The sequence below is a fragment of the uncultured Ferrovibrio sp. genome (assembly GCF_937960835.1).
Taxonomy (GTDB): domain Bacteria; phylum Pseudomonadota; class Alphaproteobacteria; order Ferrovibrionales; family Ferrovibrionaceae; genus Ferrovibrio.
Window position 1 is genome coordinate 274,851 of record NZ_CALGPC010000009.1, and the last position, 23,762, is coordinate 298,612.

The 23,762-nt window shown below is 63.4% G+C and carries 20 protein-coding genes; 8 read left to right on the top strand and 12 right to left on the bottom strand.

Annotation, left to right across the window (positions count from 1 at the left end):
* Positions 1-2: 2 nt before the first annotated feature.
* Together Q0603_RS09680 and rsmG are read right to left on the bottom strand one after the other, a co-directional pair.
* The gene (locus tag Q0603_RS09680; RefSeq protein WP_298725167.1) at positions 3-785 is read right to left on the bottom strand and encodes a ParA family protein; all 783 of its coding nucleotides are present in this window, start codon (positions 783-785) and stop codon (positions 3-5) included.
* A gap of 278 nt (positions 786-1,063) precedes the next feature.
* Positions 1,064-1,753 carry a 16S rRNA (guanine(527)-N(7))-methyltransferase RsmG gene (gene rsmG, locus Q0603_RS09685; RefSeq protein WP_298725030.1) on the bottom strand — a complete coding sequence of 230 codons (690 nt, stop codon included), beginning with the start codon at positions 1,751-1,753 and terminating at the stop codon, positions 1,064-1,066.
* A gap of 179 nt (positions 1,754-1,932) precedes the next feature.
* Between rsmG and Q0603_RS09690 the strand changes: the two genes are divergently transcribed.
* On the top strand, positions 1,933-2,907 hold the full coding sequence (locus Q0603_RS09690) for a glycosyltransferase (RefSeq protein WP_298725032.1): 975 nt from the start codon (positions 1,933-1,935) through the stop codon (positions 2,905-2,907).
* Between the two features lie 579 nt (positions 2,908-3,486).
* On the opposite strand, the gene mnmG is transcribed toward Q0603_RS09690, so the two are convergent.
* Positions 3,487-5,361, bottom strand: coding sequence for a tRNA uridine-5-carboxymethylaminomethyl(34) synthesis enzyme MnmG (mnmG, locus tag Q0603_RS09695; protein WP_298725034.1), 1,875 nt, complete (start codon positions 5,359-5,361; stop codon positions 3,487-3,489).
* A 412-nt stretch (positions 5,362-5,773) separates the two neighbouring features.
* Positions 5,774-6,208, bottom strand: coding sequence for a DUF4149 domain-containing protein (locus Q0603_RS09700; protein WP_298725036.1), 435 nt, complete (start codon positions 6,206-6,208; stop codon positions 5,774-5,776).
* Positions 6,209-6,376: 168 nt separating this feature from the next.
* Here Q0603_RS09700 and Q0603_RS09705 point away from each other — a divergent pair, with 168 nt between their 5' ends.
* Genes Q0603_RS09705 through Q0603_RS09715 form a run of 3 tightly spaced genes read left to right on the top strand, consistent with a single transcriptional unit; the run spans position 6,377 to position 8,429 of the window.
* Complete coding sequence (locus Q0603_RS09705; protein WP_298725037.1) at positions 6,377-7,213, top strand: MOSC domain-containing protein; 837 nt, start codon at positions 6,377-6,379, stop codon at positions 7,211-7,213.
* Between the two features lie 19 nt (positions 7,214-7,232).
* The gene (locus tag Q0603_RS09710; protein WP_298725038.1) at positions 7,233-8,039 is read left to right on the top strand and encodes an alpha/beta hydrolase; all 807 of its coding nucleotides are present in this window, start codon (positions 7,233-7,235) and stop codon (positions 8,037-8,039) included.
* A 51-nt stretch (positions 8,040-8,090) separates the two neighbouring features.
* Positions 8,091-8,429: a hypothetical protein gene (locus Q0603_RS09715; protein ID WP_298725041.1), complete on the top strand. Its 339-nt coding sequence runs from the start codon at positions 8,091-8,093 to the stop codon at positions 8,427-8,429.
* A 10-nt stretch (positions 8,430-8,439) separates the two neighbouring features.
* Here the strand turns inward: Q0603_RS09715 and Q0603_RS09720 are convergent, their stop codons facing one another.
* Genes Q0603_RS09720 through Q0603_RS09740 form a run of 5 tightly spaced genes read right to left on the bottom strand, consistent with a single transcriptional unit; the run spans position 8,440 to position 11,349 of the window.
* The gene (locus Q0603_RS09720) at positions 8,440-9,024 is read right to left on the bottom strand and encodes a GNAT family protein (protein WP_298725043.1); all 585 of its coding nucleotides are present in this window, start codon (positions 9,022-9,024) and stop codon (positions 8,440-8,442) included.
* Positions 9,021-9,332 (bottom strand): hypothetical protein, encoded by a 312-nt coding sequence (locus Q0603_RS09725; RefSeq protein WP_298725045.1) that lies wholly within the window; start codon positions 9,330-9,332, stop codon positions 9,021-9,023. The genes Q0603_RS09720 and Q0603_RS09725 overlap by 4 nt, the downstream gene beginning before the upstream one ends.
* 3 nt (positions 9,333-9,335) lie before the next feature.
* Positions 9,336-10,673: a tRNA uridine-5-carboxymethylaminomethyl(34) synthesis GTPase MnmE gene (mnmE, locus tag Q0603_RS09730; RefSeq protein ID WP_298725047.1), complete on the bottom strand. Its 1,338-nt coding sequence runs from the start codon at positions 10,671-10,673 to the stop codon at positions 9,336-9,338.
* A gap of 13 nt (positions 10,674-10,686) precedes the next feature.
* Positions 10,687-11,064, bottom strand: a complete 378-nt coding sequence (locus Q0603_RS09735; RefSeq protein WP_298725049.1) for a (2Fe-2S) ferredoxin domain-containing protein — start codon at positions 11,062-11,064, stop codon at positions 10,687-10,689.
* Positions 11,065-11,097: 33 nt separating this feature from the next.
* The gene (locus Q0603_RS09740; protein WP_298725051.1) at positions 11,098-11,349 is read right to left on the bottom strand and encodes a DUF6489 family protein; all 252 of its coding nucleotides are present in this window, start codon (positions 11,347-11,349) and stop codon (positions 11,098-11,100) included.
* Between the two features lie 57 nt (positions 11,350-11,406).
* Here Q0603_RS09740 and Q0603_RS09745 point away from each other — a divergent pair, with 57 nt between their 5' ends.
* Together Q0603_RS09745 and Q0603_RS09750 are read left to right on the top strand one after the other, a co-directional pair.
* A complete protein-coding gene (locus Q0603_RS09745) occupies positions 11,407-13,485 on the top strand; it encodes a thioredoxin domain-containing protein (RefSeq protein WP_298725053.1) in 2,079 nt (692 codons plus the stop codon).
* A 295-nt stretch (positions 13,486-13,780) separates the two neighbouring features.
* Positions 13,781-15,718 carry a cadherin-like domain-containing protein gene (locus Q0603_RS09750; protein ID WP_298725055.1) on the top strand — a complete coding sequence of 646 codons (1,938 nt, stop codon included), beginning with the start codon at positions 13,781-13,783 and terminating at the stop codon, positions 15,716-15,718.
* Positions 15,719-15,797: 79 nt separating this feature from the next.
* On the opposite strand, the gene Q0603_RS09755 is transcribed toward Q0603_RS09750, so the two are convergent.
* Positions 15,798-17,048, bottom strand: a complete 1,251-nt coding sequence (locus Q0603_RS09755) for an amidohydrolase family protein (RefSeq protein WP_298725056.1) — start codon at positions 17,046-17,048, stop codon at positions 15,798-15,800.
* A 404-nt stretch (positions 17,049-17,452) separates the two neighbouring features.
* On the opposite strand from Q0603_RS09755, the gene egtB reads away from it, so the two are divergent.
* Both egtB and egtD read left to right on the top strand, forming a co-directional pair.
* Positions 17,453-18,886 (top strand): ergothioneine biosynthesis protein EgtB, encoded by a 1,434-nt coding sequence (egtB, locus tag Q0603_RS09760; protein ID WP_298725057.1) that lies wholly within the window; start codon positions 17,453-17,455, stop codon positions 18,884-18,886.
* 13 nt (positions 18,887-18,899) lie between these two features.
* Positions 18,900-19,901, top strand: a complete 1,002-nt coding sequence (gene egtD / locus Q0603_RS09765) for an L-histidine N(alpha)-methyltransferase (RefSeq protein WP_298725058.1) — start codon at positions 18,900-18,902, stop codon at positions 19,899-19,901.
* A 3-nt stretch (positions 19,902-19,904) separates the two neighbouring features.
* Here the strand turns inward: egtD and Q0603_RS09770 are convergent, their stop codons facing one another.
* Positions 19,905-21,029: an ABC transporter permease gene (locus Q0603_RS09770; protein ID WP_298725060.1), complete on the bottom strand. Its 1,125-nt coding sequence runs from the start codon at positions 21,027-21,029 to the stop codon at positions 19,905-19,907.
* Between the two features lie 2 nt (positions 21,030-21,031).
* Complete coding sequence (gene rbbA, locus Q0603_RS09775; RefSeq protein WP_298725062.1) at positions 21,032-23,752, bottom strand: ribosome-associated ATPase/putative transporter RbbA; 2,721 nt, start codon at positions 23,750-23,752, stop codon at positions 21,032-21,034.
* Between the last annotated feature and the right edge of the window lie 10 nt (positions 23,753-23,762).

Consider the following 23,762-nt stretch of genomic DNA (forward strand, 5'->3'; position numbering starts at 1 on the left):
CGTCACGCGGCGTCGCGGATCGCCTGCTCGCGCTTGATCACCTCGCGCGCCAGCGACATGTAGGCCGTGCTGCCCGGCGCGCGATGATCATAGATCAGCGCCGGAACGCCATGGCTGGGCGCTTCCGAAATGCGCACATTGCGCGGGATCACCGTCTCGTAGACCTTCTCGCCGAGGAAGCCGCGCACATCGGCAGCGACCTGTTCGGAGAGATTGTTGCGCTTGTCGAACATGGTCAGCACCACGCCCTGCACATCGAGCGAGGGGTTGAGCGTGGTGCGCACGCGCTCGATGGTGCGCAGCAGCTGCGACAGACCTTCCAGCGCGAAGAACTCGCATTGCAGCGGCACCAGAACTGCATCGGCCGCGACCATCGCATTCACCGTCAGCAGGGTCAGCGATGGCGGGCAGTCGATCAGCACATGATCGAACTCGCCCAGCTTGCCGTCGATGGCATCCTTCAGGCGATGCTGGCGCCGGTCGAGATCCATCATCTCAAGCTCAGCACCGGCAAGCTCGACGCTGGCCGGCACGATCAGCAGATTGGGCACCTTGGTCGGGCGGATCGTCTCGTCCAGCACCGCGGCGCCCATCAGCAATTCATAGGTGCCGAATTGCCGTTCGTCCTGCGACAGGCCAAGCCCCGTCGAGGCATTGCCCTGCGGATCGCTGTCGATCAGCAGCACGCGTTCGCCGACCGCCGCCAGCGCCGTGGCCAGGTTGATGGCCGTGGTGGTCTTGCCGACCCCGCCCTTTTGATTGGCGACCGCAAGCACGCGTCCCATACGCTGCGGCGCGGCATGCGGGCGCGGCGTGTCGTCTTTCTGTGCCTTGTTGTCGTTCTTTATAGAGTTGCCGTCCTTTGTAGAGGGATCCGAGGTCATGCCGGCATCCTCGGCGGCCGATGCCGCCAGTTCGGCCTCCAGATCCGGGTCGGGCAATCCGGCGCCCGGATAGCCTGCGCCCGGATAGCCTGCGCCTGGCGAGCCTGATCCCGGCGCGTCCGGCCAGTTCGGCTCCGGCTCAAAGCCGGGCTCCGGGCTGTGTTCTTGTTCCGTGCTGGTCAAGCGGGTTCCAGTCCCCTGATGCGCAGAATCCGCGCCGCCTTATCGGTTTGACTTGGCAGCATATCCACCGTGCCGATTGTCCAATATCGCTGGGCCGTGGTCAATTCGTCCTCCGCCTGCCGGCCCTTCGGGAAAAGGTACAGGCTGTCCGGTCCCGCCAGCCGATGGGCAAGCGGCAGCAGCTCGGCCAGCGGCGCCAGCGCCCGGGCCGAGATCACCTGTGGCGAGCCTCCCATGGCAGCATGCAGGGCGGCGGGATCGACAGCCTCGATCCGCTGGACATGCACAATCGCCGGGACATCCATGACACGAGCCGCCTCACGCAAAAAGGCCGCCTTGCGCTGGTCGCTCTCAACCAGATGAACGCCGGGGATGCCCATGGCCGCGATGACCAGGCCGGGGAACCCCCCGCCCGAGCCAAGATCGAGCCAGCGTCCTACGCCCGGCGGCGCCAACGGCAGCAGCTGCGCGGAATCCAGAAAATGCCGGCCCCAGATATCGGATAGCGTGTTCGGCGCCACCAGATTGATCGCCTTCTGCCATTTGACCAGCAGGGCGGCATAGGTCTTGAGGCGGTCGATCACCTCGGGCGAGGCCTGGGTCTGGCACTGGAAATCGTCTGGCGTCACGCCGCAGTTATGGCGCAGTTGAGCAGGATTGTCAGCCTTGCAACTCTTGCAATGCATGGCGCTCCTTGCGATGAATATCCCAAAATTACAGCATAAAGACAGCGCCGCCATTGCAGGCCAAAACAGGGGTGGCCTGTCGGCGTGGGTTGCAGGCAGCTCGGCGCCGGGGGAATTCGGGGTTCAAGATACTCTTTATCGGTAATGTGATGGGCTTCAGTAATGCGCATAAGCATTACATGATCTGGCCCAAACTGATGCAGGGCCTCATCCGCTGCGGCCACGCCGTCTACGTTTTCAACGAACGAGACTATGCCCGCGCCACCACCATTTTCCGCTCCCGCAGCTTTGGCGCCCGCAATATTCCCAAAAAGCTGCTGCAGCTTGCGGCTGACTTGGTGCCGGATCTGATCATCCTGGCGCATGCCGAGATGATCCCCGACGAGACGATTATCGAGATACGCCGCCAGCATCCGGCAGTGCGGATCATCTATCTCAACGTGGACTCGCTGGCGCAAGGCGAGAACATTAGGAAGATTGCCCGGAAGGTCGGCATCGCGGACGGCATTTTCATCACCACCGCCGATCCGTATCTGCGCCAGCTCGAGACCAACAAGACCTTCATTCGCTTTTTCCCGAACCCCGTCGATCCCTCGGTCGATGTCGGACGCTCCTTCGATCACACTGATCACCAGTTCGACATCTTCTTTGCCGGCGGCCGGGATACCGACAATGCGGAAGATCCGCGGCGGCGGCACCTGCAGGTTCTGCAACGCAATCTGGGCGACCTGCGGCTCGGCTTCTTCGGATCGGCGGTCAAGCGGCCTTTTGTCTGGGGCGCGGAACATCTTTCGCTCATCGGCGCATCGAAGATCGGCCTATCGTTCGACCGCAATAACGACTACTCCCTCTATTCGTCCGACCGGATGGTGCATTACCTCGGCAACGGCCTGCTGACCTGCCTGCTGCGCGGCCGCGGCTTCGAGCGCTGGTTCGATGAGGACGAGGTCATTTATTTCTCCGACATGAGCGATCTCGAAGTCGGCATCCGCGCCGCGCTGAAGGACGACAAAACCTGGCGTGATAGGGCTCGCCGCGCCTGGACCAAAGCCCATCGGCTGTTTTCCTCCGACCGCATCGGGCGCTACATGGTGGAAACCACCTTCGGCATGCCGCTTTCGGAATCCTATGAGTGGCCGACAGGATCGCTCTAACAGCGAAGACCTGGATGTACCCGTTTTGTTCTGATATTTCGGCGAAGCTGTCTAAGGCCGCTTGCCTATTCTCCTCTGATATAGTCCTGCATCATCTGCCGCACCGCATTCTGCGCGGCCAGGCCTGACAGTCCCTGGCTCCGATTTCTTCAGGATGATGCCGTCGTCCAGCGGCGATCCAGACATCCATCCTGCCGTGTGCCGACGACGCGGAAAAGCTCGGCAAGAACAAGCTGTCTCGTCTGCTGGCCCAACTGAAAGCCTCAGAGCAGACTGCAAGACCGGTCATCGCAGGGGGCTTCGGAGAGGATGTCATCTCCCCAGCTCCGCGAACCGAGCGTAAAGTCCCCGACATACTGTGGTCGATCAATGAACCGGCTTGCTGGCATCCTGGTCGAACCTGAGGCCATCACCTGACCGAGGCGCGAACCGGGCGAAGAGACATGGCTTCCTCCCGCAGGAAGCGGAGCGAATGATCCAATCTCGGCTTATTGCGCCGGGATAGGACTTCGGGGGTATGTTTCACGTGAAACATACCCTTTGACAGTCTGCGATATAAAAAAGAGAGAAACGATGCCCCTATTCCGCCGCTTCGGTGTTGCGGCGGGCCTTTTTGACATAGCCTAGCAAGGCGGACAGGGCCGCCGGGGTGACGCCCGAGATCCGGGCCGCCTGGCCGAGCGTACCCGGCCGGTGCTCCTTGAGCTTGGTGCGGACTTCGTTGGACAGGCCGCCGACGGCGTCATAGTCCAGATCCGGCGGCAGGCTCAGGCTTTCGTCCTTGCGGAAGGCCAGGATATCGGCCTCCTGCCGCTCCATATAGCCGGCATACCGGCCATCGATCTCGAGCTGCTCGACGATATCCGGCCGCAGGCCGCGCAATTCTGGCCAGATCTCCGCCAATTTTGCGACAGTCATGCCGGGATAGCCGAGCAGCATGGCGGCAGAGCGGATCTGGCCGTCCTGGTTGACCGGCAGGCCGCGCTTGACCAGCTCAGGCGGGGTCATCTTCAGGCTCCGGACCAGGGCGCGGGCTTCCGCCAGGGCCGCCGCCTTTGCAGTCCAGGATGTTTCACGTGAAACCCCCACGCAGCCGATCTTCAGCCCCAGCGGGGTCAGGCGCTGGTCGGCATTGTCGGCCCGCAGGCTCAGGCGGTATTCCGCCCGGCTGGTGAACATCCGGTAGGGCTCGCGGGTGCCCAAGGTGACCAGATCGTCGATCAGAACGCCGATATAGGCATCCGCGCGGTCCAGAATGAAGGACCGATCGCCGCCGCCTGCCGTCAGGGCGGCATTGATGCCAGCGATGAGACCCTGGGCCGCCGCCTCCTCATATCCCGTCGTGCCATTGATCTGGCCGGCGAAATAAAGGCCCGGCTGGCGCTTGGTCTCAAGCGTCGGCTTCAGCTCCCGGGGATCCACGAAGTCGTATTCGATGGCATAGCCCGGCCGCAGCATCACCGCATGCTCCAGACCGGGGATGGTTTTCAGCAGTTCGAGCTGCACATCGCGAGGCAGCGAGGTCGAAATGCCGTTGGGATAGACGGTGTCGTCGTCCAGGCCCTCCGGCTCGAGGAAGATCTGATGCCGGTCGCGCTGGCCGAAACGCACGACCTTGTCCTCGATCGAAGGGCAATAGCGCGGCCCCGTGCTTTCGATCTGGCCGGAATACATCGGCGCGCGGTGCAGATTGGCTCGGATCAGGTCATGACCGGCCGGCGAAGTATAGGTCACGCCGCACTCGATCTGCGGCGTGGTGATCATCTCGGTCAGGAAGCTGAACGGCACCGGCGGGTCGTCGGCCGCCTGCATTTCCAAGGATTTCCAGTCGATGGTCCTGCCGTCCAGCCGCGGCGGCGTGCCGGTCTTCAGCCGGCCCAGGGCAAAACCGCATCTTTCCAGGGTTTTTGACAGGCCCAGCGACGGCGCCTCGCCGACGCGGCCGGCCGGTATCTTCTCTTCGCCGATATGAATGAGGCCGCGCAGGAAGGTGCCGGTGGTGAGGATCACCTTGGGCGCGGCAATGAAGCTGCCATCGGCGCAGATGACGCCCTTCACCTCACCTGCTTCGATCCGGATGTCTTCCGCCGCAGCAGCACGGATCGTCAGATTCTCCTGCTCGGCGAGGATGGCCTGCATGGCCTGGCGATAAAGCTTGCGGTCGGCTTGCGTCCGCGGCCCGCGCACGGCCGGGCCCTTCGAGCGGTTGAGCATGCGGAACTGAATTCCGGCGGCATCGGCAGCGCGCCCCATGACGCCGTCCAGCGCGTCGATCTCGCGCACCAGATGGCCCTTGGCGAGACCACCGATGGCCGGGTTGCACGACATCTCGCCGATCGTCTCGACCTTGTGGGTGAGCAGCAGCGTGCGCGCGCCGATCCGCGCCGCAGCCGCCGCCGCTTCGCAGCCGGCATGCCCGCCGCCGATCACGATGACATCGAATTTATCCGCCATGGGCGCGGGTTTTACGCAAGCCGGCCTCAGGCGTCAAAGAGAATCGGAAGGCGGGATGTTTCATGTGAAACCGGTGCATTTCATGGGGGGGTTTCACGTGAAACATAGGCAAAAGAGGCATTTGTTTATGATATGTTCGGAACAATTGTGCCAATAGTCTGGGCTATGGGTCTAAAAGAACAAAGCGCTACTGGCTGACGCAGAGGCGAGCCGGAAGACCGCCGACCAACATCGTCTCACTAGGCATGGTTCCCGGGGTGAAGAGGGCGGCGCGAGAGAAATCGATCGCCCTTACGAGATGAGAAACCCGAGGCCTTATCGAAAAAGCCACGCGCAGGTCATCGCCCTCATCGGGCAACATGCTCTGCGATACGGCCCCTTGTCTTTATTTGTGTGGCTTATGCCGCGCGGCTCAATACACCAGCCGCAGCAATACGACAAACACCGCGAAGATCTGCACGAAGTTGATCATAACGCTCAGGCGATGCAGGCGGCGGAATTTCGGCCGCGCGCTGTCGTCGCCCCAGCGCGCCGCGTCATGCAGGTTGTTGATGCGCGGCATGAGGCCCTGATGCACGAAAGCAGCCAGCACTGCGACAAATCCCATCGTGCCGGCCAGCATCACGTCATGGATGGCCGCCAAGGCCAGGCCCGCTATGGCCGCAAGAATGGCATTGATGATGTGATAGAGCGAAAACAGCGCACGCAGGAATTTCAGGCCCGGCACCGGCTCCAGCACGCGGAACACCGTCGGCGCCACGATGAAGGAAAAGAACATCATGCCGCCGAGCAGCAGCGCAGCAGCAAAGATCGCAACGAGAAAAAGCAGCAGTTCGATACCGGACATTCCCCCCGCCCCTGATCACCGAAAGTAGTACAATCTCTCAGTATCGGGAAAAAGTTTCACCTCCTGCACCCGATTGTCACGGATGACGGCACGGCGCAGCATTCCATCGAGGCAGGTATCCGATCCGCCTCTGCTGGGAAGACGCCCGCAAGATGGTGTGGAAGATGATTGACCCGGAAAGCGCCTTCTCCCATCGTCGCTGCCATGACCAGCAGCTTCGCCTCCCTCACCCGCATCGCCCGCTTCCCGGTCAAGGGCCTGTCCGCCCAGCCGCTTGAGCAGGCCCAGCTGACGCCCGATCAGCCGATTGCCGGCGACCGCCGCTTCGCGCTGGCGCATGGTGCCTCGGCCTTCGACCCGGCCCAGCCGCGCTGGGAGAAAAAAGCGAATTTCCTGACCTGGGTGCGCAATCCGAAAATTGCCGCGCTGCACTGCGCCTTTGATCCGTCCGGCACCCGGATCACCGTAGCCGATCCGGAACCGGAAACCAGCGACGATGGCATCGACAATGCCGACCTGACGACGCCGGAAGGCCGTGCGGCCCTGGCGCGCCTGGTCGCTTTCCTGCTGGATGAGAAAGAAACACGCGGCAAGGTCGAGGTGGTTGAAGCGCCGGAAACCTGGTTCTCCGATGTGCCGCAGCCATTTCTCTCTATTCAGAACACCGCCTCGATAGCCGATCTCGGCAAGCATCTGGGTCCGACCCATGGCAACGCGCCGGTGGACTGGCGGCGCTTCCGTGCCAATCTGCTGATCGATGGCTTCCCCGCCTGGGCCGAACGCGACTGGATCGGCAAGCGCCTGCGGATCGGCGAGGCGGTGCTGCAGGTGGAAGAACTGATCGGCCGCTGCGCCGCCACCCATGTGAACCCGGACACGGCGGAGGTCGATACCGATATCGTCGGCACCCTGCGCGCCCATTACGGCAGCCATCATTGCGGCGTCTATGCCCGCGTGGTGGCAGGCGGCATGATCCGGCTGAATGACCGCGTCAGCCTGGTCTGAACCATGATCCGTTGCAAGCATGGCTAGCCGGCGCGCATATTTCACGCGCGACGGCGTGCGCCTGTCTTACGTCGATTTTGGCGGCGATGACGATGCGCCGCTGCTGATCGCCCTGCATGGCCGCTCGGGCTCGGCGCGCAATTTCGCGCCGCTCGCGCAGAAACTGCGGCCCGACTGGCGCGTCATCGCGCTGGACCAGCGCGGCCATGGCTGGAGCGATCATGGCGAGGATCGCAGCCGCGAGGCCTTCATCGCCGATGCAGCAGTGCTGATCCGTTATCTTAACCGCGGCCCGGTGATGCTGCTCGGGCATTCGCTCGGCGGCGTGAATGCCTATCAGCTTGCCGCACGTCATCCGGATCTCGTGCGCGCCCTGATCATTGAGGATATCGGCTGCCGCTTCGGCGAACCGGCGCCGGAGGAGTCCTGGCCCCTGCGCTGGGACACGCTGGATCAGTTCCTCGCCTTCATGCAAACCACGCCCATCGGCATGGACCGCCTGCTGCTCGACAGTCTCGTGGAATACGAGGATGGTTGGGGTTTCCGTTTCAGCGATGAGTGGTACAAGCCGGTGCGCGCCGCGTTGACCGGCGACTGGAGCGACGATTGGGCAGCGATCCGCTGTCCCATCCTGCTGCTGCATGGCAGCAAAAGCTGGGCGGTTACCCGCGAAGAGATCGACCGCATGGTGGCGCTCAATCCGCGGACCGAGCTGACCGTCTTCAAGGAGTGCGGCCATACACCGCATGACGAGCAGCCCGATGCTTTTGCCACGCGGTTAAAGGCATTCCTGTTGCGCCACGCAGGCCCGCAAGAAATCGCGTAATGGTCACAGCCTTGCCGTCTTCCCGCCCGATTTTGCGGGATGATATCGGCCATGAACTCGCTCGCTTCCCTTCTCCTCATCGCCCTGCTGGCCGGCGCTGCTGCGCCGGTTCACGCTCAGGCCTCCCGTGCACAATTGCCAAATGAACTGCCCGGCGCACCGCCGGTCGGCTCGCTGTCGCTGTCGCAGATCATCATCAAGATCGAGGGTGAACCTGATTTCGCCTATATCGACGAGATCGACTGGGATCACGATGACGGGCTTTACGAGATCGAGTACCGCACCCGCGACGGCGGCAAGCGCGAAATGAAGATCGATCCGCGCACCGGCAAGGATCGCGCCTCGGCGATCAATAGCGGCAATCCCGCGCCCTCGCAGCGCGCCCAGTAATTTCTCTCTTTTACGCGATAGCCGTTTCCGGCTCCTGTTCGCTCGGCCATTCAGAGCGCAGCAGGGCGAAAAGATCGCAATCGCGCCACTGGCCGCGGACGAAGAAATTCTGCTTCAGCCGTCCCTCGCGCCGGAAGCCCAGTTTGGTCAGCACCATGTGGCTGCGGTCATTCTCCACATCGGCCAGCGCCGTGATGCGATGCAGGCCCAGCGTGGCAAAGCCATAGCGCAGGGCCGCCTGAACCGCTTCGGACGCATAGCCCTGCCGCCGCAGGCGGCCATCCAGCGAAAATCCGATATTGCCCTGCCGGTGCTCGGTGCTGGCGATGCTGAGCCGCACCATGCCGATGGCGCGCTGCATCTCGCGCTGCTCCACGGCGAAAACCCAGTCGCGGCCGCTTGGCGCCTCGGCATCGCGCAGCCGAGCCTCGATGAAGCGATGCACAAGCTCCGCATCCAGCTCCGGCCCCGGCAGAAAGCGCCAGAAATCCTCTTTGACCGCAAAGTCCTGAAAGGCCGCTTCATCCTCGGCACGAAACGGGCGCAGCAACAGCCGGGTTGTCTTCAGTGTGGGAAACAGATCGATGGCATTCATGGTGCAAGCTCGGCAAAGGCGGGGGCACCGCACAACATGTCGACCGGCGCGTCTGATCTGGCCAGCGGCATGACAAGGCCAACCCAGCCAATCCCCTCATGCCTGGCGCGGTTGAACCAGTGAAGACAGCGGGCCCCGCGCGGGATCTCCATCCGGCTCGATATCCGAACGCGACAGCAACCGGTCGCCGAAACGCTTGCTCTCCCAGTAACCAGCCCATCGCGCAGCTTCGGCTCCGGCAGCGCCGCGATGTCCCAACTCGTCTCCAAAAATTCCATCTCGGGATTGCGGCGGTTATCGTCGGTCATCGCCTACTTCCCGATACAAAAATCCCGGAAGATCACATCCAGCAGGTCTTCCACGTCGATCCGGCCGGTGATGCGTCCCAAGGCCCGCGCCGCCAGCCGCACATCTTCAGCCGCGAGTTCTGCATCGACGCCCCCGGCCAGGAAGCGGTCGAGCGCGGCCACGCATTCAATGAGCGCTTCGCGATGGCGCGCGCGGGTCAAAGTCGCGCTGCCGGTCAGGCCGATGCGCGCAACTACCTCCTGCTCCAGCATGGCGAGCAGTTCCTTCATGCCCGCGCCGCTTTTGACCGATAGCGGCAGCACCGGCCGGCCGTTGATCGCATAGCCTTGCGGCAGGCTGCCCGCATCGACCTTGTTGGCAACGACAATGGCGTTATCGTCGATCAGCGCCAGCGTCTCCGGCGGCAGGGCGCCCTGCAGCCGTGTCGCGTCCAGCACCACCAGCTTCAGATCGGCAGCCTCGGCGCGTTTGAGCGCACGCTTCACGCCTTCGCTTTCGATCTGGTCCGCCGTCTCGCGCAGGCCCGCCGTATCGGCCAGCAAAACAGGATAACCGCCCAGATCGAGATGCACTTCGATGATGTCGCGCGTGGTCCCCGGGATGTCCGACACGATCGCGGCCTCGCGTCTTGCCAGCGCATTCAGCAGCGACGACTTGCCCACATTCGGTGCGCCGAGAATCGCCACCATCAGACCGTCACGCAAACGCTCGCCGCGGCGGTTGTCGGCCAGATGGCCGGCAATCTCCTCGCGCAGGCGGGCAATCTGCGGCTTCACTTCTGCGGCTACGCCTTCCGGCAGGTCTTCGTCGGGAAAATCGATATCGGCTTCCAGGTGCGCCAGCGCATGCACCAGCTTAGCACGCCAGCCTTCATACAGATCGGCCAAGGCGCCCTGCATCTGCCGCAGAGCCTGCTTGCGCTGCGCTTCCGTTTCGGCATTGATCAGATCACCCAGCGCCTCGGCCTGAGTCAGATCGAAGCGGCCATGCTCGAAAGCGCGGCGGCTGAACTCGCCGGGTTCGGCCAGACGCAGGCCGGGCAATTGCGCCAGCCGCTCGAACAAAGCCGCCAGCACGGCGCGGCCGCCATGCACATGCAATTCGGCGACATCCTCGCCGGTGAAGCTGTGCGGCCGCTCAAACCACAGCACCAGCGCCTCGTCGATCAGGGCGCCGTCAGCATCCTTCAGGCGGCGCAGACTGGCCACGCGCGGCTTCGGCACCTCGCGGCCGGTCAGCGCCAGCAGGGCCTCGGCGGCCTGCGGCCCGCTCAAGCGGATCACCGCAACGCCGGCACGTCCTGGTGCAGAAGACAATGCGTAGATAGTTTGCGCCGTCACACGTTCTTCGCTGTCACTTCTTCTTGGCGGAATGATCCGGGCCGTCTTCGGGCTTGAGCATCAGGCGCTGCACGCGGCCGCCCTGCTTCACATGCACGTCGAGAATCTCATCGATATCGGCAAAGGTCTCGGCGCGGTACCACACGGCATCCGGATAGATCACGATGGTGGGCCCAAGTTCGCAGCGCTCCAGGCAGCCGGCATTGTTCACCCGCACGCCGTCTTCCAGGACCAGGCCCAGTTCCTTGGCCCGCGTCTTCATGTAGTTGCGCAGCTTCTCCGAGCCCTTGCGCGCGCAGGAGCCGCGCGGATGATTTTCCGGCCGCTCATTGGTGCAGACGAAGATATGGGCGCGGTAGAAGGATTTCGGGTCGCCGGGCAGAGATGTCATCGCGAATTACTTTCATGAAACCAGAACAAGATTCTACTTCTTCTTATCTGTGGCACCGCCGCCGGGGAACTGGCTGAAGAAGAATTTCTGAATCTGTTCAAGGTTTTGCAGACCGAGCGGCGCCCAGGTCTTGAGCAGGGTTTCAGGATCCATGGCGTTCAGCGACCCCATGATGCGGTCCTGCATCTGCTGCATGACTGCGCTTTGCAGGGGCTGCACATCGGGCAGGCCCAGGAAGCTGCGCGCTTCCTCTGGCGTGCAATCGATATTGACTGTTATCTTCATCGCCGCACCTTAGGTTCGAGTGAAACGCCGAAAGCAGAAGCGGGACAAATACCTAGCATGGCCGCAGACCCCTTGTCAGGGACCAAGCAGATCGATCTGAACCGGAATAATCTCGACCGGGCAGCCTCGCCTTATCTGCAGCAGCATCGCGACAACCCGGTGCATTGGCAGGTCTGGGGGCCCGAGGTCCTGGCGGCCGCCCAGGCGCTGGACAAGCCTATCCTGCTCTCCATCGGCTATGCCGCCTGCCACTGGTGCCACGTGATGGCCCATGAAAGCTTCGAGAATCCCGAAATTGCCGCGGTGATGAACGAGCTGTTCGTCAATATCAAGGTCGACCGCGAGGAACGGCCGGATATCGACGCCATCTACATGAACGCGCTGCATCTCCTGGGCGAGCAGGGCGGCTGGCCGCTGACCATGTTTTTGACGCCCAAGGGCGAGCCCTTCTGGGGCGGCACCTATTTCCCGGCCGAGCCCCGCTATGGCCGGCCCGGCTTCGTCGAGGTTCTGAACAAGGTCTCGGAGGCCTATCACCAGAACAAGAAGGCGGTGGCGCAGAATGTGAAGATGCTGGTCGGCGGCCTGCGCGAGCTGGCCAGGCCCCAATCGCGCGACCGCCTGATGCTGAGCAACGAGGTGCTCGATCAGATCGCCGCTCAGCTGCTCACCCATGTCGACCCGCAGCATGGCGGCATCGGCGGCGCGCCCAAATTCCCGCAGACCGGATTGTTTGATCTGCTCTGGCGTGCCTATCTGCGCAGCGGCAATGTCGATTACGCCCAGGCGGTGACCAACACGATCGCCCGCATGGCGCAGGGCGGCATCTACGATCATCTCGGCGGCGGCTTTGCCCGTTATTCCACCGATGCCGAATGGCTGGCGCCGCATTTCGAGAAAATGCTCTACGACAATGCGCAGCTTCTCTCGCATATGGCGCTGATCGAGGCCGAGATCGACAATCCGCTGCTGCGCCAGCGCATCGAGGAAACCGTCGGCTGGCTGCTGCGCGAGATGGTCGCCAAAGGCGGCGCCTTTGCGGCCACGCAGGATGCGGATTCGGAAGGCGAAGAAGGCAAGTTCTACGTCTGGCAGAAGCGCGAGATCGAACAGATCCTCGGGCCGGAAGAGGCGGCGCTGTTCTGCGAGGCCTATGACGTCACCGATACCGGAAACTGGGAACACAAAACCATCCTGCGGCGCAGCCTGACGCCGGAATTGCGCGACGAGGCCACAGAGGAGCGGCTCGCTGCCGCGCGCGTCAAGCTGTTTGCGGCGCGAGAACAGCGCATCAAGCCGGGCTGGGACGACAAGGTGCTGGCCGACTGGAACGGCCTGATGATCGCAGCCCTGGCCGATCTCAGCCGCCAATACGGCAAGCCGGACTGGCTCGCGGCGGCTGAGCGCGCCTATGGTTTCATCACCAATACGATGGCGGTGGGCGATGCCAAGCTCGGCCATAGCTGGCGCGATGACAAGCTGATCTTCCCCGGCCTTGCCGACGACTATGCCAACATGATGCGCGCCGCCATTGCGCTGTTTGAGGCGACCGGCAGCCCCGATTACCTCGATCAGGCGAAACGCTGGGGCGAGACCCTGGAGGCCGATTACCTTGATGCGGTGAACGGCGGCTATTTCCTCACCTCGAAGGAAGCCGAAAGCCTAGTGGCCCGCACGCGCAGCGCCGCCGACAACGCCACCCCTGCCGCCAACGGCACCCTGGTCGGCGTCTTCGCGCGGCTGTGGTATCTCACCGGCGAACTGCTCTGGCGCGAGCGCGCGCAGAACCTGATCGACGCCTTCGCCGGCGATGTCGCGCGCAACTTCTTCCCGATGGGCGCCTATCTGAACGGCTTCGACCTGTTCAGCAACGCCGTGCAGGTGGCGATCATCGGCCAGCGCGGCGAGGCGGCCACCGAGGCGCTGATCGATGCGGCCTACAAGGTCTCTTTGCCCAACCGCATCTTGCAGGTCACAGCACCCGGCGCCCTGCTGCCGGAAACCCATCCGGCTTTTGGCAAGACGCAGGTGGACGGCAAACCCACGGCCTATGTCTGCATCGGGCCGACCTGCGGCCTGCCGGTGACAACGCCCGGCGAATTGACAGCCGCGCTGAAGGCAACGCGTGCAGTCTGACGCGCGGTAACTTGCAGCTTTGACATTATGAGCCGGTAACTCTGCTCTGAACTTGCAGATCCGCTGTGACGCAACTGTGACAAAAGCGGCGCGGCAAGTGGGTATTCGGTTTTTAATCTCGGATTTCTGCGCCGCTCCCTGCAAGTTGGCCGCGAATTTCCGCGTTCCGGTTTCACCGCGTTTTGGTCAGGCGTGTCGCGTCAAGCTTTGCCGCTTGCGAACGATCCCCCCTTGCCCGGCGACAGCGATCCGCGGCGTTCAGCCATATCAGCAACGAATCGCAAGGGCAGTTCCAATGGCCACATCAAGCAGCGTCGACAATCCGGTTACCGCCGTCGATGACCGTTACGTCATCGCCAAGGGCGAGACCAAGTATTTCAGCACCCGCTATCTGACCTGGAACGACAAGGGCGCCGATGGTGGTCTGAAGGTCACCACGGTCAGCGCCACCAGCAAGGCCGGCGTGAAGATCGAGACCTGGTCGGATGGCACCGTCATCTACCGGCCCAAGCCCGGCTGGGAAGGCGTTGACAGCATCGAATACACGCTCGTCGATGCCAATGGCAGCACCGATACCGGCACCGTCTTCATTCAGGTCGGCAATGCCCCCGCGCCAGCGCCCGAGCCGTCGCCTGCGCCGAGCCAGCCCTCCACCGGCAAAGGCAATCCCGTCACTGCCGGCGATGACCGATGGACCATCGCCAGGGACGAAGTGAAATACTTCAACGACAGCCACCTGCTGTTCAACGACAAGGCGCCCGATGGTGGCCTCAAGGTCGCTGCAATCGACAATGTCACGGCATCCGGCGCCAGGCTGGAGAAGCTTGCCAATGGCACGGTGATCTACCGCCCGCTGAAGGGCTGGGAAGGCACTGACAGCTTCACCTACACGATCACCGATGCCGATGGCAGCACGGATACCGCCACCGTCACCATCAAGGTCGGCAGCGGCACAGCAACGCCGGCCCCGACTCCCACGCCGACGCCGACACCCACGCCAACGCCCGGCAACAGCATCACCGGCACCAAAGCGTCCGACACGCTGAACGGCACGGCAGGCAACGACACGATCAGCGGTCTTGCCGGCAATGACGTGCTGAATGGCAATGGCGGCGACGATGTGCTGATCGGCGGGCCGGGCCGCGACCAGCTCAACGGCGGCGCCGGCAATGACACTGCCTCCTACGCTGATGCGGCCGGTTCGATCACCGCGGATCTTGCCACCGGCGTGGCGACCCAGGCTGTCCGCATCATGGCGATGGGCGATTCCCACACCTATGGCATGATCGGCTACACCAATAACGAAACCAGCGGCGGCTATCGCAGCCTGCTGGCTGACAAGCTGAAGGGCGCCGGCCTGAAATTCGATTTCGTCGGCAGCCAGAACAGCGGTCCGGCAGGCTACGACAATCAGCATGAAGGCTATAACGGCTGGCAGTCGAACCAGCTGAATGACATCGCCGCCAAGGCGCTCGCCGATCACAAGCCGGATGTCATTCTGCTGATCTCGGGCAGCAACGACGCCAAGATGGATTCGGTCGCGACGATGAAGGCCGATCTCAGCAAGCTGCTTGATACGATCTATGCCAATTCACCCGACACGCAGATCCTGCTCGGCACCCTGCCGCCGCCGCGGCCGGAAAATGTCGCCAACATCCCGCCCTCGAAGGTGGCGGAATATAACGCGCAGCTTCCCAGCCTCGTCGCCACCAAGGCGGCGGGCGGCATGAAGATCAAGCTGGTCGACAACAGCAATCTGAACCTCAGCGACGTGCGTCCGCTCGGCGGCGACTGGGGCGTGCATCTGAACGACCAGGGCTATGAGAAGCTGGCTGGCAACTGGTTCAACGCGCTCAAATCCCTCGGCGTGGAACAGAATACCATTGCCGCCAACCGCGACACGCTGTCCAGCATCGAGAACCTGACCGGCTCGGCGCAGAACGACATCCTGCGCGGCGACGGCAATGCCAATGTGCTGAACGGCAATGGCGGCAACGACCAGCTATGGGGCGGCGGTGGCGCCGACACCTTCCTGTTCCTGAAAGGCAAGGGCGGCCACGACAAGATCCTCGATTTCAACCGCGCCGAAGGCGACAAGCTGAAGACCGATTACACCCTGGCCGATATCAAGGGCTGGGGGACCAACACGCTGACCTTCGATACGGCCTCGACGCAACCGGAATCGGTGCAGTCGAACCATATCTGGGCGCAGTCGGACCTTCTGTTCCTGTAATGCTGCATTGAAAAAGCGACGGCGGGCGGTGTTGCACCGCCCGCCGCACTGAACGCAGCGAAAAAGCTGCGCTGAACGATTACACCGCCGCCTTCGACAGGCCCGGCAGGCCTGCGGCGCGTAGACCGCCGGCCATCAGCGGCAGGGCGCTGCCTGCCGGCAAGCCGCCGGAGAAAACCGCACGATGGTTCTTGCGGTCGGCAGCCTTGCTGATGTCCTCGACCGGATTGCCATCCACCAGCAGGAAGTCCGCCTGCGCGCCTTCCTTGATCACGCCATGCGAGGGCAGGTCGCACAGATCGGCAGCGTTGCTTGTGCCCGCCCGCAGGGCGTCCAGCGGCGTCATGCCGCCTTCGACCATGTATTTCAGCTCCATGGCATTCTCGCCATGCAGGTTGAACGGCGTGCCCGCATCGGTGCCCATCGCCACCTTGCCGCCGGCATCGACGAAGCGCTTGAAGTTGCGCTTGTGGATCTCAAAGACGCGCTGCGCCTTCTCCACCGCCCAGGCCGGGATGCCCTTGTCGGCGTTCTTGACGATGTTCAAGACGGCGGCCAGCGTCGGCACCAGGAAGGTGCCGCGCTCCAGCATCGCCTTCAGGCACTCGTCATCCATGAAGATGCCATGCTCGATGGAGCTGACACCGCCCAGCACGGCATTGAGAATGCCCTCCGCGCCCTGCGCATGGCTGGCTGAGCGCTTGCGGAAGCGGCGTGCCTCGGCAAGGCCGGCCGCCATTTCCTCGCGCGTGTAATGCGCATCTTCCGGATCGACACCCGGGGTCATCACGCCGCCGGTAGCCATGATCTTGATCACATCGGCGCCGGCATGGATCTGCTCACGCACCGCCTTGACCACTTCATCCACGCCATCGGCCACCCGGCCGGTGCGGTTGCCATGGCCGCCGGTCATGCAGATGATCTTGCCCGAGGCGCGGATCACCGGCCCGGTGAACTCACCGCGCTTGATGGCATCGCGCACGCTCAGCTCGATATAATCCTTGCCGCCGCAATCGCGCACCGCGACGATGCCGCTGCGCAGCGTCAGTTGCGCGCGCTCCAGGGTTTTCAGCGTCAGCTGCGCCGCGCTCAGCTTCGACTGCGCGGTGCCCGGATCGGCTTCGCCGCCCATGGTGAGATGCACATGGCAGTCGATCAGGCCCGGCATCAGGGTGCCGCCGGTCGTATCGACGGTCTCACCGGCAAAGCCGGCAAACTCGCCGGCCGGCGCCACCTTCACCACCCGGCCATTTTCGACCAGCACGCCGAAACCCGGCTGCGGCGCCTTGTGACCATCAAATACGAATCCGCCAATGAATAATGTGGGCATTTCCTGGGACTTTCCTGGTCGCGAAACAAAAACGGGAGGCTGCAGGTTGGCGCGGCGCGGCCATGTTGGTCAATAGAAATCCGTATGCGGATGCTCGTCGCAGGACTGCACGCGGGGCGCGAAGCAGCCCCGTGGAACCGCGACCTTTGCTGGGGGATGAAATGATCGCTGCTGACACCATGTTGTCAGCGGTGCCGCGGTAGAAAGCGATATCCGCAAAGGCCGGCGGGCTGCGGGTTTTCCAGGCTGGGATGACCCAAGTCATATCACGCCTTGGCCACATTTCCGCCGTCTGCCGCGGTCTAGCTTCGCGGTTATGACCGGCCCCAAGCAGCCGGAACAAAAACCCAGTCAAGGATGTTGGTTCGGTGCCGCGCGGTACCGCCAAGAAATGGAGACCAAGGATGAACGAAACCCTGGCGCTCGGGACCAGCACGGATCACCCCGTCTCGGAGCATATTGCGCCAGATCGCGTCGGATCAGATCGCACAGGAGCGGACACACCCCCTTCCAGTTCACGTTCCGCGACAGATAATCCGTCTTCTGCCAGCACGACGCTGTTCAGCGACGCCTATGGCCGCGACACGCGGGCGGCCTTGCTGCGCGGCTATCGCGCGGTGCGGCAGCTGACCGAAAAGCTGGCCGCGCCGCTGTCGCCGGAAGACCAGTGCCTGCAATCGATGCCCGATGCCAGCCCGACCAAGTGGCATCGCGCGCATACCGCCTGGTTCTTCGAAACCTTCCTGCTGCAGCCCTACCTGCCCGGCTACTGCGTTTTCGATGAGCATTTCGCTTATCTGTTCAATTCCTATTACGAAGCTTTGGGCGCACGGCATCCGCGGCCGGAACGTGGCATCCTGAGCCGTCCGACTACCGGCGCGATTGCGCAATACCGCCGTTATGTCGATGCGGCGATGACCGAGCTGATCAGCCAGGCCGACGATGCCATCCTGGAAACCATCGCGCCGCTGCTGGCGCTGGGCCTTGCGCATGAGCAACAGCATCAGGAACTCATCCTCACCGACATCAAGCACGCCTTTTCGCGGCATCCCTACGCGCCGGCCTATCAGCCGCCGCAGAGTTTCACCCGCGAACCAGCGCCGGCGCTGGACTTCATCCGCTTCGAGGGCGGCATCGTCGAAATCGGCCATGACGGCCATGGTTTTGCCTTCGACAACGAGCAGCCGCGCCATCCGGTGATTCTGCAGCCCTTCCGCATCGCATCGCGGCCGATCACCTGCGGCGAGTATCTCGCCTTCATGGAAGATGGCGGCTATCGCCGGCCCGAGCTTTGGCTGTCCGACGGCTGGGCCCTGTGCCAGGCGGAAAACTGGCAGGCGCCGCTCTACTGGTCGCAGGACAAGCGCGGCTACTGGCAGATCTTCACCTTGAACGGACGCCGCGCCATCGATCCGGCCGAGCCGGTCTGCCATGTCTCCTTCTACGAAGCGGCCGCCTTCGCCACCTGGGCCGGCAAGCGCCTGCCGACCGAGGCGGAATGGGAACATGCCGCCAGCTCGCCGCAGCGCCGCGCGCATGGCAATTTCCTGGATCATACGCATCCGCATCCGCGCACGGTGCAGGCGCCCGATGGCGTCCTGCAGATGTTCGGCGAAGTCTGGGAATGGACCCGCTCGTCCTACGAGCCTTATCCCGGCTATCGCCCGGCGCCTGGCGCCATCGGCGAATATAACGGCAAGTTCATGATCGGGCAGATGGTGCTGCGCGGGGGCTCCTGCGCCACGCCGCGCGGTCATGTGCGGCCCAGCTACCGCAACTTCTTCCCGCCAGCTGCGCGCTGGCAATTCTCCGGCATTCGCTTAGCGGACGACGCCTAGACAAGAGGTCACGATGACGATGCTCGCCCTGCGGCAACACGCCGACACCTTGCCCTTGCAGCCGGCTCGCGACTTTGCCACCGACGTCCACGAAGGATTGCGCGGCTGGCCGAAAGCCATTCCATCGAAGTATTTCTACGACGACGAAGGCTCTCGTCTCTTCGAGAAGATCTGTGAATTGCCGGAATACTATCCGACCCGCACCGAGCTGAAGCTGCTGCAGGACAACGCGCCCGCCATTGCCGAGATCATCGGCCCGGATGTCGAGCTGATCGAATTCGGTGCCGGCGCCGCGCGCAAGGTGCGTCTTTTGCTGGATGCGCTGATCCGCCCGCGCGCCTATCTGCCCATCGACATCTCCGGCCCGCATCTGACCGCAGCCGTCAAGGCGCTTGCCGCTGATTATCCGCATATCGCGGTGAAACCGGTGCCGGGCGATTACACCGCGCCGCTGCGCCTGCCGCAGCCGCAGAAAGGTGCTGCGCGCCGCGTCTGCTTTTTCCCAGGCTCCACCATCGGCAATTTCACGCCGGAGGAGGCGCATAGCTTCCTGCGCCATGCCGCGCGGATGCTGTCGAACGATGCCAAGCAGGGCGGTCTGACCTCGCCGGGCGGATTGCTGATCGGCGTCGATCTGGTGAAGTCGCCGGACATCCTGCATGCCGCCTATAACGATTCCGCTGGCGTGACGGCGGCCTTCAACCTCAACCTGCTGCACCGGATCAACCGCGAACTGGGCGGTGATTTTAAGGTCGACCGCTTCGCCCATTACGCTTTCTACCAGCCGCATCTGCGGCGCGTGGAAATGCACCTGGTCAGCCTGGCGGCGCAGACCGTGCGGATTGGCGAGGCGTCTTATGAATTCTCGGAAGGCGAGTCGATCCATACCGAGAATTCCTACAAATACACGCTGGCCGGTTTCCGCTACATGGCCGAGCAGGCGGGCTTCCGCCCCAGCGCCGTCTGGTGCGATCCGGACCGCCTGTTCAGCCTGCATTGGCTGACACTGGCGTAATGCTTACTGCTGCTGCGCCAGAAAACTGCGGAAGCGGATCAGACTGAAGGCGAAGAAGCTCGCGCCGATGGCGAGGATTGCCGCCAGCGCCGGCCAGACCACATCCAGGCCGGCGCCGCGCATCAACACTGCCTGTGCTACCGCGACATAATGCTTGGTGGGCAGAAACTGCACGGCGGCATGCAGCCATTGCGGCATCGCCTCGATCGGCGTCAGCGCGCCCGACAGCATGGTCATCGGCATCAAAATCAGCATGAACAGCAGCGCAAACTGCGCCATCGACCGCGCAATGGTGGCGAGAAAGATGCCAAGCGAGGTCGCGAAGAACAGGTAGATCACAGAACTGGCGAGAAATAGCCAGAGCGAGCCCGCCACCGGCATCCCAAGCAGCATGCGCACCACGCCATACATCGAGACCAGGCTGAGCGCCAGGATGATGCCGCCATTGGCGAGAATCTTGGCCAGCATGATCTCGGCGGCGCGCACCGGCATGACCAGCAGATGCTCAAGCGTGCCGCGCTCCCGCTCGCGGATCAGTGCCGCGCCCGCCAGCAGGATGCCCAGCATGTTGATCACCTCGATCAGCGCCATGGTGCCGGAGAACCACACCGAGTTCAGCGACTGATTGAAGGCGATGCGGACCTGCACACTCACCGCATCGGCCTCAGCCTTGCCTTCGCGGCGCAGGAAACGGCCCACCTCGTCGCTGATGATCGACTGGATGTAATTTGATCCGATCCCCGCCTGCATCATCGCGGTCGCATCGATCAGCACCTGCAGCACCGGTCGGCGGCCCGCCAGGATATCGGCCTGGAAATCGGGTGGAATGTCCAGCACGAAAGTATAGCGCGCCTGGTCCATCGCCTCGTCCACTGCATCGGCGGCAAGCGCCACCGGTTTCTGGAAGCGCGGCGGCAGGAAGGCATCGGCGATCTGCTGCGACAAGGCCGAACGGTCCTCATCGACGATGCCGACCGAGGCGCGTACCAGATCGTGCGAGACGCCGGTGGCCTGGCTGTAGACCATCAGGCTGAAGGCGTAAAGCATGAAGACGAACAGCACGCGGTCGCGCAGCAGGCTGACCAGTTCCTTGCGGCACAGCGTCCAGATGTTGCGCAGCGACAGCATCCTCAGCGCTCCTGCTTGCGCAGAAAGACGAAGGCCAGCGCCAGCAGGACCGGCCAGAACAGCGCGGTGCTGGCAATGAAGGGCAGCAATTCAGACACCGACAGGCCCTTGCTGAAGGCGCCGAGGCTGGTACGCAGGAAATAGGTGGCGGGGAACAACGCACCGATCAGGCGAGCGCCGCCCTCCAGGCTGGAAACCGGCTGCAGCAGGCCGGAGAAATGCACCGTCGGCATGATGGTCAGCACCGAAGTGCCGAACAGCGCCGCCACCTGGCTGCGGGTAAAGCTGGAGGTAAACAGGCCAATCGCGGTGCTGGCCAGCACATAAAAGAAGCCGCCGATCAGCAGTCCGGCCAGGCTGCCCTTCAGCGGCACATGAAACACCGTCACCGCCATGACGATCAGCAGCAGCAGGTTGATATAAGCCAGTGCCACATAGGGCATCTGCTTGCCCAGCAGGAATTCCAGCTTGCTGACCGGGGTGACGTAAAGATTGGTGATCGAGCCGCGTTCGCGCTCGGCCACCACGCCCAAAGTGGCAAGAATGGCCGGGATCAGCATCAGCATCATCGCAAACAGCGCCGGCACCATCGCATCAAGGCTGCGGAAGGCCTGGTTGTAGCGGAAGCGCGTGGCGATCTCGGCCACTGATGACAGCGTAATGCCGGCCTGCTCGGCGGCATTGGCGACGAACTGGCGATGCGCGGCGGCGACATAACCCTCGATGGTCTCGGCGCGGAACGGCATGCCGCCATCGATCCAGATCGAAAGTTCCGTGGCGCGCCCGCGCCGCAGATCGGCGCCGAAATCGGGCGGTATCTCAATGGCCAGCGCGATCTCGTTGGCACGCAGGCGCCGGACCAACTCCGCGGAATCCGCCACATCCGCGCGGCGCAGGAAATAGCTTGAGGATTCATATTCCTCGATATAGGCGCGGCTTTCCGGCGTCTGGTCGCGGTCCAATACCGCAAAGGCGATATTCTCGACATCGAAGGTGATGCCGTAACCGAAAACCAGCATCAGCAGCAGCGTGCCGAACAGGGCAAAGGCCAGACGGATCGGGTCGCGCCACAATTCCAGGCCCTCGCGCCAGGCGTAGGCAAAGCAGCGGCGTGGCGAAAAGAGCGAGCGTCTTGCCGGCACTGAAGCGGCAGTTGCCATCTCTATTTCAGGCAGGGCCTGCACCGCCGCGCGCCCGCCAAGCTCCATATAGGCAATGAAGGTCTCTTCCAGTGTCGCGGCATGCTGCGCCCGCTGAAGCTCAGCCGGCGCGCCGGAGGCAATGATCCGGCCAGCATGCATGAAGGCGACACGGTCACAGCGCGCGGCTTCGGCCATGTAATGGGTGGAGATGAAGATGGTCACGCCGCGCTCGCGCGACAGACGGGTTAGATCCTGCCAGAACACCGCGCGGGCCACCGGATCGACGCCCGAAGTCGGCTCATCCAGGATCAGGATTTCGGGGTCGTGGATGATTGCGGTGGCCAGCGACAGACGCTGGCGTACGCCAAGCGGCAGGGAATCCGCAATCGTATCGAGACAGGCGACCAGTTCGAACCGCTCCGCCAAGACTGCAATACGGTTCGCCGCATCCGCCTCGTCAATGCCATAGAGCGATGCATGCAAGGTCAGATTCTGACGCACGGTCAACTCACCATAGAGCGAGAAGCTCTGCGCCATATAGCCAATGCGGCGGCGCAGAGCGAAATCGCCGCCCGCCACCGGTTCGCCGAACAGCTTGCCTTCACCCTCGCTGGCCGGCAGCAGGCCGGTCAGCATTTTCATGGTCGTGGTCTTGCCGCAGCCGTTCGATCCGAGAAAGCCGAAAATCTCGCCGCGCCGGATGGCGAGATCGACGTGATCGACTGCGGTGAAGTCGCCGAACCGCCGCGTCAAGCCATGCGCCTCGATCACCACCGGCGCCGGCCCATCGTCCAGGGGCGGCGGCGCGCCATTGCCGCTCAGCGCCGCCCGCCGTTCTGGCGGCAGCAGGGCGATATAGGCCGCCTCCAGGCTCTCCGTCTGCGTGCGCCGCCGCAATTCGTCAGGCGCACCTTCGGCCAGGATGCGGCCGCGGTCGATCATCGCCACATGGTCGAAACGCTCGGCTTCGTCCATGGTCGAGGTAGCGACCAGCAAAGCCAGATGCGGCCGGCTGCGCTGGACGGCGGCGATCAGATCCCAGAATTGCCGGCGCGAGAGCGGATCAACGCCGGTGGTCGGCTCATCGAGGATCAGCAGATCCGGATCGTGCACCAGCGCGCAGCACAGGCCGAGCTTCTGCTTCATGCCGCCGGACAGTTTCTGCATCGCCCGGTCGGCGAAAGGCGCAAGGCCGGTCGCTTCCAATAGCTGCGGGATGCGCCGCGCCTCCTCGGCGCCGTCATGACCGAACAGACGGGCGAAGAAGGCGATGTTCTCGCGCACCGACAGGCTGGGATAGAGATTGCGGCCCAGCCCCTGCGGCATATAGGCGATGCGCGGCTGCACATTCATGCGCGCCCATTGGTCCGACAGATCGGCCCCCAATGCTGAAATCTGGCCGCTCTGCATCTTTTTTACGCCAGCGGCCAGCGCCAGCAGAGTCGACTTGCCGACCCCATCGGGGCCCACCACGGCCAGCGAGCGGCCAGGCTCCAGCGACAGCGCGATATTCTCCAGCGCAACCAGCTTGCCGTAGCGATGGCTGACGCCTTCGATCCGCAGGCCAGCCGTCGCGGTCATCGCATCGCCC